Origin of the sequence: Saccharomonospora sp. NPDC046836 (assembly GCF_040645195.1) — a bacterium.
In the GTDB taxonomy this organism is placed as follows: domain Bacteria; phylum Actinomycetota; class Actinomycetes; order Mycobacteriales; family Pseudonocardiaceae; genus Prauserella_A.
In genome coordinates, this window is the sequence record NZ_JBEYXW010000051.1 from 19633 (window position 1) to 31765 (window position 12133).

General features: G+C 74.1%; 12 protein-coding genes. 5 read left to right on the forward strand and 7 right to left on the reverse strand.

The window, feature by feature from the left end; all coding sequences use genetic code 11:
* Positions 1 to 91: 91 nt before the first annotated feature.
* Positions 92 to 1354: a hypothetical protein gene (locus ABZ863_RS32520; protein ID WP_358288300.1), complete on the forward strand. Its 1263-nt coding sequence runs from the start codon at positions 92 to 94 to the stop codon at positions 1352 to 1354.
* Positions 1355 to 1596: 242 nt separating this feature from the next.
* Positions 1597 to 2454, forward strand: coding sequence for a DMT family transporter (locus tag ABZ863_RS32525; RefSeq protein WP_023422144.1), 858 nt, complete (start codon positions 1597 to 1599; stop codon positions 2452 to 2454).
* Between the two features lie 15 nt (positions 2455 to 2469).
* Here ABZ863_RS32525 and ABZ863_RS32530 read toward each other — a convergent pair whose 3' ends face one another.
* The 3 genes from ABZ863_RS32530 to ABZ863_RS32540 form a co-directional block, all read right to left on the reverse strand.
* Entirely contained in the window at positions 2470 to 3423 is a 954-nt protein-coding gene (locus ABZ863_RS32530) for a D-2-hydroxyacid dehydrogenase family protein (protein WP_358543379.1), read from the reverse strand.
* Between the two features lie 38 nt (positions 3424 to 3461).
* Positions 3462 to 3695: a hypothetical protein gene (locus tag ABZ863_RS32535; RefSeq protein ID WP_240675256.1), complete on the reverse strand. Its 234-nt coding sequence runs from the start codon at positions 3693 to 3695 to the stop codon at positions 3462 to 3464.
* Positions 3696 to 3941: 246 nt separating this feature from the next.
* The gene (locus ABZ863_RS32540) at positions 3942 to 4418 is read right to left on the reverse strand and encodes a VOC family protein (RefSeq protein ID WP_128464411.1); all 477 of its coding nucleotides are present in this window, start codon (positions 4416 to 4418) and stop codon (positions 3942 to 3944) included.
* A gap of 143 nt (positions 4419 to 4561) precedes the next feature.
* On the opposite strand from ABZ863_RS32540, the gene ABZ863_RS32545 reads away from it, so the two are divergent.
* Positions 4562 to 5059 (forward strand): GNAT family N-acetyltransferase, encoded by a 498-nt coding sequence (locus ABZ863_RS32545; protein WP_033950847.1) that lies wholly within the window; start codon positions 4562 to 4564, stop codon positions 5057 to 5059.
* Positions 5060 to 5514: 455 nt separating this feature from the next.
* Positions 5515 to 5991, forward strand: coding sequence for a MarR family winged helix-turn-helix transcriptional regulator (locus ABZ863_RS32550; RefSeq protein ID WP_023418056.1), 477 nt, complete (start codon positions 5515 to 5517; stop codon positions 5989 to 5991).
* Positions 5992 to 6075: 84 nt separating this feature from the next.
* On the opposite strand, the gene ABZ863_RS32555 is transcribed toward ABZ863_RS32550, so the two are convergent.
* From ABZ863_RS32555 to ABZ863_RS32565, 3 genes are all read right to left on the reverse strand, one after another.
* Positions 6076 to 7440, reverse strand: coding sequence for a carboxyl transferase domain-containing protein (locus ABZ863_RS32555; protein ID WP_358543372.1), 1365 nt, complete (start codon positions 7438 to 7440; stop codon positions 6076 to 6078).
* Complete coding sequence (locus tag ABZ863_RS32560; protein WP_358543381.1) at positions 7433 to 8860, reverse strand: acyl-CoA synthetase; 1428 nt, start codon at positions 8858 to 8860, stop codon at positions 7433 to 7435. Before ABZ863_RS32560 ends, ABZ863_RS32555 begins: the two co-directional genes overlap by 8 nt.
* 147 nt (positions 8861 to 9007) lie before the next feature.
* Positions 9008 to 10321: an SLC13 family permease gene (locus ABZ863_RS32565; RefSeq protein ID WP_023422141.1), complete on the reverse strand. Its 1314-nt coding sequence runs from the start codon at positions 10319 to 10321 to the stop codon at positions 9008 to 9010.
* A gap of 273 nt (positions 10322 to 10594) precedes the next feature.
* Here ABZ863_RS32565 and ABZ863_RS32570 point away from each other — a divergent pair, with 273 nt between their 5' ends.
* A complete protein-coding gene (locus tag ABZ863_RS32570) occupies positions 10595 to 11302 on the forward strand; it encodes a FadR/GntR family transcriptional regulator (protein WP_023422140.1) in 708 nt (235 codons plus the stop codon).
* A 135-nt stretch (positions 11303 to 11437) separates the two neighbouring features.
* On the opposite strand, the gene ABZ863_RS32575 is transcribed toward ABZ863_RS32570, so the two are convergent.
* Entirely contained in the window at positions 11438 to 11953 is a 516-nt protein-coding gene (locus tag ABZ863_RS32575; RefSeq protein ID WP_023422139.1) for a peptidylprolyl isomerase, read from the reverse strand.
* Positions 11954 to 12133: the final 180 nt, after the last annotated feature.

A 12133-nucleotide genomic window follows, 5' to 3' on the forward strand; every position in this document is an offset into this window, starting at 1 on the left:
GATCGCCCAACAAGTCGGATTCGGGCCTCCAGTCAGGTGCGGCTGGATAGTCTCGTCCGCCTAGGAGGACTCCGGAGCGGGCGGGTGGGCGATGAAGGACGAGATTCAGCTGGTCGGTGATGGTGACGGGCTGGCGGTGTTCGGGGACGCGGGGGACGTTGAGCGGTTTCTCGTCTCGGAGGGGCTGGTGGGGAGGAAGCTCGGTCCGGGGTGGATCAAGCGGATGGCCGGGGCCGGGGCCGCGGTGGTGAAGGAGGGGGCGGAGGAGGGCGCCGGTGTCTCCGGGCGGTGGGTGAAGTTGACTGTCCAGTCGGCGGAGCAGGTCAAGAAGTACGGGTTGCGGGAGAGCGCGGCGGCGGGGGTCAGTACCGGTGTGCTGCAGGGGGACCGGGGGCAGATCAAGGGGTTCGTCGAGTTCGCCCGGGGGTCCCGGTCGTTCGTGGGGAGCCCGGTCGCTCTCGCCAATGTCGCCAAGCTGCTGGCGCAGGTGGCGATGGAGCAGGCCATGGACGAGATCACCGAGTATCTCGACGCGATCGACGCCAAGGTCGACGACGTGTTGCGGGCCCAGAAGGACGCGGTGTTGTCCCGCGTGATCGGTACGGGGCTCGTCATCGAGGAGGCCATGACCGTGCGCCGGCAGCGGGGCGAGGCCGACGAGGTCACGTGGTCGAAGGTGCAGGGCGGGCCGGCGACGATCGCCGAGACCCAGGCGTACGCCTTGCGGCAGCTTGACGCGCTCGCGGAGAAGATGGAGCGGCAGGCCAAGATCGGGGAGCTCGCGGTGACGGTGCGTGAGGCCGAGCCGGTGGTGCGGGAGTGGCTCGCTGTCCTCGCTCGCTGTTTCCAGTTGCAGGACGCGGTGGCGGTGCTCGAACTCGACCGGGTGCGGGACGTGTCGCCGGAGGAGCTGAACGCGCATCGCCGCGGGCTGAGGGAGGCCCGGCGGGACCGGCAGGAGCTTGTCCTGCGGTGCACCGACCGGCTGGTGACCAGGATGAACGCGGCCGCCGGGGCGGCCAACGCGAAGGTGCTGCTGCACCCGGCCAAGTCCCCGGCCGTGGTCGGGGCGAGCAACCAGGTCGTGGCCGGCGTCCACGAGTTCCAGGAGCGCGTGGCCGACCGGGCCGGCCGTCGGTACACCGAGACGAGGCGGTGGGTGGAGGCCGCCGTGCAGGCCAGGGACCGGGCGCTCGAAACGGGGGCGACGGGTGTGGCGGCCGCCATGACGGTCGGCAACGAGACTCTGGACCGGGCCGGGGCCGTGCGGGGCAAGCTCGCGAGCGGCATCGCCGAGCGGGCGCGACGCCTGCGCGGAGGCAGGGCCGGCGGCGAGGGCGAAGGCGAGGGCTGAGCGGGCGGTGGGCGTCGGCGGGGAAGCGCGGGTGACGGTCGGGGCCGACCTGGCCCAAGGGTGCCGGGGTCGAGGCCCTGACGCCGTGCGCGGCCGAGAACCTGCCCTGGCTGCGGGGCCCGGAGTTCGCGCACCTGAAGGCCCCGGCCCCGGTGGCCGCACCCGCCCCGGCCGCCTGCTCCGATCGGCGGCAATCCTCCCAGCTCAGGGAGGGGGCGGGGTCGTCCGGGCACGGATCACCCATGCTCGTCCTCGCCGTCTTCTTCGCCGTCCTCGGGGCCGCCAGTAACGCCGCCGGTACCGCTTTTCAGCGGAAGGCCGCCTCCGAGGTGGCGTCGGGCGGGGGGTGGCGGCTGGTGCGGGAGCTGGCGCGCAAGCCGGTGTGGCTGCTGGGGATCGCGGGTGTGGTCGGGGCCGCCCTGTTCCAGGCGCTGGCGCTGGTCAACGGGCCGTTGGCGCTGGTGCAGCCGGTGTTCGTGCTGGAGCTGCCGTTCGCGCTGCTGATCGGGGTGCCGCTGCTGCACCGGCGGCTGCCGCGTGAGGGGTGGTGGGCGGTGGCGGCGGTGGTGGTGGGGCTGGTCGCGGTGCTGGGGGCGGCGGCGCCGGCCGGGGCGCGTACCGATGCGCCGATGGCGCGGTGGATTCCGGTGCTGGTGGGGTGCCTGGGGGTGATGGCGGTGGCCGTGGTGGCCTCGCGGTGGAACCGGTCGCCCCTGTTCCGGGCGGCGGCGCTCGGCTCCGCGGCCGCCGTGGGCAACGCCCTGACGGCGGCGCTGCTCAAGTCGGCCACGGGAACGCTCGCCGACGAGGGGTTCACCGCGTTCCTCGCGACCTGGCAGACGTACGGGTTCGCGGTGACCGGGGTCGCGGCCGTGCTGCTGCTGGAGAACGCCCTGCAGGCCGGGCCGCTCGCCGCCTCGCAGCCGGCGCTGACCATCGGGGACGCCTCGGTCAGTCTCCTGCTCGGCGTCGTGGTCTTCGAGGAGAGTGTGCGCGGCGGCTGGTGGGTGGTGCCGGAGCTGGCGGGGGTGGCGCTGATCGCCTGGGGCGTGCGGGAGCTGACCCGGGCGGTCCCGCACCTGCGGGACCTGACCGGGTGACGGGCCCGGCGGGGCTCAGCCGAGGAGGCGTACCGGGTTGCCGTCCAGGTGGGCGGCGATGTCCTCGACGGCCTCGCGGTAGTACGTGGCGTAGGTGCGCTCGGTGACGTAGCCGAGATGCGGGGTGGCCAGGAGGCGGGGGGTGGTGCGGACGGGGTCGTCGGCGGGGAGGGGCTCGGTGGGGAAGACGTCGAGGCCGGCGCCGGCGATGCGGCCCTCGGTCAGGGCGGCGAGGAGGGCGTCGTGGTCGACCAGGGCGGCACGGGAGGTGTTGACGAGGTACGCGGTGGGCTTCAGCAGGGCCAGTTCGCGGGCACCGATGATGCCCCGGCTGCGCTCGCCCAGCTTCAGGTGGAGGGTGACCACGTCGCTGCCGGCCAGCAGTTCGGGCAGGCCGGAGGCGAGGCGGACGCCGTGCTCGGCGGCGCGTTCCGCGGTGAGGTGGGGGCTCCAGGCGGCCACCTCCATGCCGAAGGCGGCACCGATCCGGGCGACCTGGGAGCCGATCCGGCCGAGGCCGACCACGCCGAGGTGGCGCCCGTGCAGGTCGGCGCCGAGGGTGGACTGCCAGGGACCGCCGGTGCGCAGGGCGGTGTTCTCCGCGACCAGGTTGCGGGCGAGGCCGAGGATGAGGGCCCAGGTCAGTTCGACGGGGGGCGTGGAGTGGCTGGCGGTGCCGCAGACGGTGACGCCGTGGGCGCGGGCCGCCGCGAGGTCGATCGCGGAGTTGCGCATGCCGGAGGCGACCAGCAGGCGCAGGCGCGGGAGGCGGGCGAAGAGGGAGGCGGGGAAGGGGACGCGTTCGCGCAGGGTGACGACGATGTCGAAGTCGGCGAGAGCGGTGGCGAGTTCGTTCTCCGTGCCGAGATGGGTGGAGAAGGAGGTCAGTTCGACGCGGTCCAGGACGGGGGACCAGTCGGCGGCCGTGGTGGCGACCCCCTGGTAGTCGTTCAGCAGGGCGCAGCGCAGCGGCATGCGGGGCTCCGTTCGGGTGTGCGGGGTCGGCCTCAGCCGGTGAAGCCCTGGGCGTCGAGGGCCTGCCGGACACGGGCGTGGTGGTCTGTCTCCCAGGCGTCGAGGGACTGGGCCGCCTCCTTCGCCTCCTTCGCGCGGGCCGCCTGGAGGAGTTCGTCCTGCCGGGCGGCGGGGACCACGACGACGTCTTCCTCGTTGGCGACGACCAGGTCACCGGTGCGTACCGTGACACCGCGGCAGCGGATCTCCTCGTTCAGGAGGCGCACCGGACGGTGAAGGCCGGGCCTGCGACCCGGGATGGCGTCGGCCAGAGCGTCCGCCGCCCGAAGTCCCTGACCTGCTCACGGCCGAGAAGGCCGGCGATGGCGGGCGAGACGTCGCTCAGGGGGGCCGGGAGTCGCGGGCACGGTTCCTCCGGGGTGGTCGGTACGGCACGGCGCGGGCCCGGGCGGGGTCGGGGCCGTGGGCCAGCGTACGGAGCGCGCGTCGTGCTGTCACCGGGTTCCCCGAGGTCAGCCGGTCGCTCCGGCGGGATCGTTCGCCTCGGCCAGGCGCTCCGCGATCTGCTCCGGGGTGAGATCTTCCAGGTGCGTGAGGAAGATCCACAGGTGGCCGAAGGGGTCGCGGAGCATGGCTGTGCGGTCCCCGTGGAACTGGTCGGCGGGGCCCTCCAGCAGCTCGGCCCCGGCGGCGGTGGCCCGTGCGGTGAGGGCGTCCACGTCGGGGACGTAGACGTGCAGGATGACCGGGGTGCCGCCGATCGCGGCCGGGGAGCGCAGGTCGTCGCCGGCGTCGCCGAGCATCATGACGGCGCCGGCGACGGTGAGTTCGGCGTGCACCACCTCGCCCTCGTCGCCGTCGAGGCGGAAGCGCGGTTCGGCGCCGAAGGCCCGCTCGTAGAAGGCGAGGGCGGCGTCGGCGTCGTCGACCAGGAGGTGCGGGACGACGGAGTGGAGGTAGGCGGCGGGGACGGTCTCGGTTGCGGGCACAGGGGCTCCTCGGAACGGTTCGGCGTCGGTTGTCGTGCCCGGCCGAAGCTAGAAGCTCAAGCGGGGGCGAGGTCAAGGACTGGCTCGCGCCCGCCCGGGAAATGCCGTTGGCCACCTGGTCGTCGGTGGGTGAGGATGACCGGATGCTGATCCGTGAGGCCCGCACCGAGGACTGGGACGCCATCTGGCCGTTCTTCGAGTCCGTCGTCCGCGCGGGCGAGACGTTCACCTACCCCCTCGACCTCTCCCGCGAGGACGCCGAGGGCTGGTGGATGGTGAAGGCGCCGAGCCGCACCGTGGTCGCCGTGGACGACTCCGGGGCCGTCCTCGGCACCGCCAAGATGAACCGCAACCACATGGGCAACGGCAGCCACATCGCCAGTGCCAGCTACATGGTCGACCCGGCGCACGGCGGTCGGGGCGTGGGCCGCGCGCTCTGCACGCACACCATCGACTGGGCGCGGGCCGAGGGGTACCGGGCGATGCAGTTCAACGCGGTGGTGGAGACCAACACCCGCGCGGTGAAGCTGTACGAGTCGCTGGGCTTCGAGGTGCTGGGCACGCTGCCCGAGGGGTTCCGGCATCCGGGCGAGGGGTATGTGGGGCTGCACATCATGCACCGGTCGCTCCTCGGGGACTGACCGGCTCCCGGCCGCGCCGGGCGCGCAGGGCCGCGGCTCGGCGGCGGGGAGGCGGACCGTGCGCGGGAACTGACGGCGAGGCGCCTCCGCGCCTGTGCCCTGCCTCGCGGCCGTGGCCAGGACGGCACGGCGTACCCGCAGGGCGGCGATCTGGGCGTCCAGGGCCTCCGCGTGCGCGGCGGCGACCTCCGGCAGTGTCAACTCCCGGTCGGCGATCTTCCGGACGGCCGGCAGGTCGATCCCCGGCTCGCGCAGGGTCCGCACCAGCGCCAGCCGCTCTGCCGTCTCCTCGGGATGGTCGTCCATGCCCCCACCTTCGGGTCTCCACCCGCTGGAGGCGCAAGCCCTCCGTCCGTAGGGCGCCTTCCGGCCGCCCTTGCCCTCAACCTTGGTCGAGGTCCTACGTTGAGTCGCGTCGGCCCGACCCGGGGTCGCCGTGGCGAGGGGACAGCACCGTGACCGTTGATGCGCAGTACACCGACGAGGAGTTGGCGGCTCAGCCCGTCCCGTACTGGACCAAGCTCGCGTACGAGGCGACCATCGGGTTCGTGCGGCGGAAGCAGGCCGAGGTGGGGTTCACGCAGCCCCGGTTCTGGGTGCTGCGGTTCCTGTCGGTGAACGACCTGTCCGAGGACGGGCAGGGCAGGAGCGTCGAGGAACTCCGGTCCGCGATGGTCTCGTTCCTGCGGCCCGAGGACGATCTGGCCGCCGAGGCGGAGGTACTGCTCGCCTCCGGCTGGGTGACCCGGGACGGGGACGGCCGGCTGTGGATCACCGAGGCGGGGGACGCGGCCCGTCTCGATCTCAAGGCCCGCGCCCCCGAATGGCGCGTCGAGCTGCACGACGGCATCACCGACGCCGAGTACGCGACCGCCCTGCGCGTGCTGATGCGGCTGATGGGGAACACGGGAGCGACCGTACCCGCCATCTGACCTGCGGGGATACGGGGGAGACACGTGCGGGGCGCCCGGCCGGGGCGCCCCGCACGTACGCGCGTTCCTTGCGCCGTACAGGCTCTATCCGGGCCCCGGTACGACCCCCCGCGCCACCCCCAGCTCCACCGCGTCCTGCGGGCGCAGCCGCAGCGCGTCGGCGGTGGCCGGGATCTCCTCCGGGGGCCGCTTGAGGATGGCGGCGGCCAGTTCGGGGGCGATGACGGAGAAGTAGCTGTCGGGCGTGACCCAGAGATGGCCGGGGGCGGCCAGCGCCAGCGCGCCCCCGGAGCCGCCCTCGCCGACGAGGAGCGAGGTGACGGGGACCTCGGCCTCGGCGACGGCGGCGAAGAGGTCGGCGATGGCGGGCCCGGCGCCGCCCTGTTCCGCGGCGGCGTCGTTGGCGGCGCCCGGGGTGTCGATGAGGGTGAGGACGGGGATGCCGAGCCGGCCGGCGGTGCGGACCAGGCGGGCGGCGGTGCGGAATCCGGCGGGCAGGGTGGCGGTGCCGCACTGGGCGGCGTAGGCGACGGTCCGGCCGTCGCGGTGGCCGAAGCCGCAGCGCATGCCGGGGTCGGTGGCGCCGGTACGGTCGCCCAGGATCTCCTCGCGCCAGTCGAAATAGGCGTCCAGGTAGGCGGCGGCGCGCGGGCGTTCGGGGGAGCGGGTGCGGCGGACGGCTTCGGCGCCGTCGGCCGGGAGGGGGCCGGTGGTCAGGGCGTGCGGGGGTTCGGCCCGGCGGGCGGGGGCGGGCCGGCCGGCGAGCAGGGTCAGCCAGCGGCAGAGCACGCCCGGCAGGTCGGCAGGTCGGGTGAGGGCGTCGATGTGCCCGGCCGCGTGCTGGCCCTCGGCGGTGTACGCCCAGGGGTCGGCGCCGGCCGGGCGGACCCGGGAGCCGGCGAAGCCGACCTGGGCGCCGGGCAGGGCGAGGACCACGTCGGCACCGGCCGCCAGGGTGGCCCAGCCGCCGCCGGTGGTGGGGTCACGGACCACCGCGAGCTGCGGCAGCCCGGCGCGCCGGGTGAGCACGGTCTGCCGGGCCACGCGCTGGAGTTGGGTCAGCGCCCGCATACCCTCCTGCATCCGGCTGCCGCCCGTCGCCACCAGGGAGACGACGGGGAGCCGGTGGGCGCGGGCGTGCGCGTACGCCGCCTCGATGCGGTCGCCGGTCGCCTCGCCGAGCGAGCCGCCGAGGAAGCCGAACTCGAAGGCGATCAGGACCGCTTCGGGGGCGGGCGCGGCGTCGGTCCCCGCGCCCACGCGGCCGGTGGCGCAGACGACGGACTCGCGCTCGCCGGTGCGTTCGCGGGCCCGTTCGCGGGCGGCGCCGTAGCCGGACCACTCCAGCGGGCCGTCCGTGAACTCCGGACCGAGGAAGCCCAGTTCGACGTAGCCCGGGTCGAGGGAGGCGATCAGGGCGCGGGCGGTGAGGGCGTCGCGGTCAGCCATGCAGGGCCCGCTTCATGATCTTGCCCATGTCGTTGCGCGGCAGAGCGTCGAGGTGGCGGACGACGCGGGGGCGCTTGTGCGGGGCGAGCTGGCGGGCCACGTGGTCGGCGACCGCCTGTTCGTCCACCGGGCCGCCGTCGGTGACCAGCCAGGCGACGACGCGCTCGCCGAGGTCCGGGTCGGGTTCGCCCGTGACGGCGGCCTCGCGGACGCCCGGGAAGTCGAGCAGGGCGTTCTCGATCTCGCCCGCGCCGATCTTGTAACCGCCGGACTTGATCAGGTCGGTGGCGCGCCGGCCGACGATCCGCACGTACCCGTCGGGCTCGCGGACCGCCATGTCGCCGGTGCGGAACCAGTCGCCGTCGAAGGCCTCGGCGGTGGCGTCGGGACGGTTCAGGTACTCGGTGAAGAGGTTCGGGCCGCGCACCTGGATCTCGCCGACCGTCTCGCCGTCCCACTCCGCGATCTCGCTCCCGTCGTCCTCGACCAGCCGCAGCGCCACCCCGGCCAGCGGCACGCCGACCGTGCCGGGGCGGGGCTCGCCGTCCGCGCGGACGCTGGTGTTCATCAGGGTCTCGCTCATCCCGTACCGCTCCACGACCCGGCGGCCGGTGGCGGCGGCGATGCGTTCCTGGTCGTGCACGGGGAGCGCGGCCGAACCGGAGACCAGCAGCCGCGCCTTGGCGAGGGCGGCGGCGAGCGGCGGGTCCCCGGCGGCCTCCTCGGCGATGCGGTGGTACATGGTCGGGACGCCGAACATCAGCGTCGCCCCCTCCTCCAGCGCCCGGCGCACCCCGTCCGTGGAGAAGCGGACCAGGTGGACCAGGGAGCCGCCGCGCCGCAGCGGGCCGAGCACGCCGAGGATCAGGCCGTGCACGTGGAAGAGGGGCAGGCCGTGCACGAGGGTGTCGTCGGCCGTCCACTGCCAGGCGTCCTGAAGCGCGTCGAGCGTGCTGGTCAGGGCGCGCCGGGGCAGGACCACGCCCTTGGGCGGGCCGGTGGTGCCCGAGGTGTAGACGATCAGCGCGGGCGCCTCCGGCCCCGGCTCGGCGGGCAGCGCCACGGCCCCCGGCACGGCCCCGGGGTCGGTCGCCACGTCCCGGCGGGCCAGCCCCGCCAGCTCCCCGGGCAGCGTCTCACCGGGCGCGGCCAGCACCAGCGCCGGATCACTGTCCGCCAGGATGTGCGCCAGCTCGCGCGCTCCCGCCTTCGGGTTGAGCGGTACGGCGGCCACTCCGGCGAGCAGCGCCGCGACCACCGCCACGCCGGTCTCCAGGCTCGGCGTCGCCCAGACGGCGACCCGGCGGCCGTGCGGCAGTTCACGGGCGAGCGCCCCGGCGAGGCGGGCCACCTCCCCGTACTCCAGGGTGCGGTCGCCGAAGCGGAGGGCGGGCTTCGGCGGGACCGGCGGGGTGTGCAGCGCCGGGAAGAGGGGTGCCGTCTCGGGTGTGGCGGACGAGGTCACGGGTGGGTTCTCCTCGGGTTCGGGCCAAAGTGGTGCCGCGCCGGTCGGGGGTGGGCGGGGGCGCCCTGGTCAGGCGGCGCCTCCTGACCAGGGTTACCCAGGTCAGAGGCCGGGCACCACCAGCGCCAGCCAGAGCACGAGCGGGGCCAGCACGGTGACGGCCCCGCCGTACAGCATCAGCTGCCGGAAGAAGCGCTCGCGGTCGGTGTCCTCGGCGGCGGCCAGCACGAGCGCGCCGTTGGTCGAGAAGGGGCTGACGTCGACCACGGTGGCCGACACCGAGAGGGCCGCCACCATCCCGACCACGCCGATCTCGCCCTGTTCCAGGAAGGGCACGGCGAGCGGAATGAGCGCCCCGATGATCCCGACGGACGAGGCGAACGCGGAGACCACCGCACCGATGTAGCAGAAGAGCAGCGCCGCCAGCAGCGGAATCCCGATGGAGCCGACGTGCTCGCCCGCCCAGTCGATCGTCCCCATCTCCTGGAGCACCGCGACGTACGTGAGCATCCCGCAGATCAGCAGCACGGTCGGCCAGGTGATGTGGGCCACCGCCGCCTTGCTGTCGTCCGGCCAGACCACCGCGAGCAGCACGGCGAGGGTGATCGCCGTCAGCCCCGCGTCCAGGTCGAGGACGAGCACGGCGACGACCAGCGCGACCAGCCCCGCCAGGGTGGCGGTCCGCGCCGGGGTGAGGCGCAGGACGTCGGCGTCGGGGGTGGTTCGGGTACCGGTGACCGTCCCGGTACCGCCGGAGCCGCCACTGCCGTCGCCACCGCCCTCCGTGGCCTCCTCGTCGCCCAGGTCCCGCCCCCGCAACCGCAGTCCACCGAGGGCCACGAACAGCAGCGCGGCGATGGCCAGGTTGGCGAAGAGGCTGGCGAGGAAGAGGGCGATCGGGCTGCCGGGCAGCCCCTCGCGCTCCAGGATGCCGTTGACGGTCGAACCGTAGATGCTGATCGGCGAGAAGCCGCCCGCCTGGGCGCCGTGCACGACGAGGGCGCCCATGAGCAGCGGCTTGATGCCGTAGCGGGCGGCGAAGCCCATGGCGAGCGGCGCGACGATGGCGACCGCCGCCGGGCTGACCGCGCCGATCGCGGTCAGCACCCCGGTGACGGTGAACATCACCCAGGGGATCAGCGCGATCCGGCCGCGCACCAGCCGGATCCCGGCGTGCACCAGCCAGTCGGTGGTGCCGTTGGCGCGGGCGATGGCGAAGAAGTAGGTGACGCCGACCAGCACCACGAACAGGTCACCGGGGAACCCGGCGAAGATCCCGTCCGCGTCGAGCCCGGCGGCCAGCGTGCCGACCCCGAAGGCGGCGGCGAAGGCCAGCGCGCCCATGTTCACGGAGCGGGTGGTGCCGACGACGAACAGCACCGCCAGCACCAGGATGGAGAGTAGTTCGGCAGACATCAGGGGCTCCCGTCCCATGGGTCCCAATGGGTCATGTCACGGGGTCCAGTGGGGTGTTGAGCCCGAAAGGACCCGGAGCCGACGAAGCGGAACGCCTCATTGGCCCAGTGGCTGGACCACGCTCGGCCCTGACGCGCCGGGTGTCAACGGGTCGCGCACGAATTGGTTCAGCCACTCGGCCACCGGGTACGGATCAAGGCCGGCGCAAGGCCCGCCCGGGGCCCCGGTGTTACGCTCCGGGCGCCCGGGGGAGCAGGAGGACAGGGGTTACGCATGACCGACGACGCGCTGCGCCCGATGGGCCGTACCCGCCTCTACGAGCAGGTTCTCGAACGTCTCCGCGCCTACGCCGCCGAGCACCGCCTGGCCGCCGGGGACCGCCTGCCCGCCGAACGCGACCTGGCCCAGCGCCTCGGAGTGAGCCGCGCCTCCGTCAAACAGGCCGTGGTCGTCCTGGAGGTCCAGGGCCTGGTGGAGACCCGGCACGGCGGCGGCACCTACCTGCTCCGCGACACCCTCGACCACGAACCGGTCGAGCGCCTCGTCGAACGCCGGCGTCGCCTTCCCGACGTGCTGGAGGCCCGCGAGGCCCTGGAGACCAAACTCGCCGAACTCGCCGCCACCCGCCGCACCGAGACCGACCTCACCGCCCTGCGCGCCGCCCTCGCCCACATGGCCGGGGAGATCGCCTCCGGCGGCCACGGCGAGGAGGGCGACCGCCTTTTCCACGCCGCCGTCACCGAGGCCGGCCACAGCCCCCTCCTCGCCGAGTTCATGGCCTCCCTCACCGACCAGATCACCGAGAGCCGCCGCGAGTCCCTCCGCCAGCCGGGCCGACCTGACCGGTCACTGGCCCAGCACCACGCGATTCTGGACGCGATCGAGGCGGGAACGGCGAAGCAGGCCGCGGCGGCGATGCGGCGGCATGTGCGCACGGTGGCGAAGGTGCGGCTGCTGGAGTGGGAGCCGGGGGAGCGGTGAGAGGGCCGTCCCTCACGGTCCGGTCGGGCTCGGCCCAGGTGGCGGCGATCGGCCGCGGCTGTCTGGCCGGCCCGCCCCCGCCACCCGGTCGCCGCGCGCCTGCGCCCGCGTCGGCCGGGTGGCTGCCGGTCGGTGTCAGAGCTGGCCGCAGTCGCTGATGGTCAGGGTCGCGGAGGTCTTGCCGGTGCGGGAGCCGCGCGACTCGATGGCCTTGACCGTGTCCATGCCGTCGACGACCTTGCCGAAGACGACGTGCTTGCCGTCCAGCCACGGCGTGGCCTCGGTGCAGATGAAGAACTGCGAGCCGTTGCTGTTCGGGCCGGCGTTGGCCATCGACAGGATGCCGGGGGTGTCGTGCTTGAGCTGGAAGTTCTCGTCGGCGAACTTCTCCCCGTAGATGCTCTCACCGCCGGTGCCGTCGCCCCGGGTGAAGTCGCCGCCCTGGCACATGAAGCCGGGGATGACGCGGTGGAACCCGCTCCCCTTGAAGTGCAGGGGCTTGCCCTGCCTCCCGTCGCCCTTCTCGCCGGTGCACAGGGCGCGGAAGTTCTCGGCCGTCTTGGGGACCACGTCGGCGAAGAGCTCGAAGGTGATCCGGCCGAGGGAGGTGCCGTTCGCTTCTACGTCGAAGAATACTTGCGGATTAGCCATTCCGGGATTCTCCCATTGGGGCGGTCGGAGCCGCACAGGGCGTCCCCCGGGCGTCCTCCCGCCGCCTCGGCGGTGCTGTGCTCCTCGCGCGCCCCGGCCTCCGGCCGGGCGATGTGGACCGTGACGACGACCTGCTCCTCACCGATCACGCGGGTACGCGGCTCCGGCGCGTCACCCTCG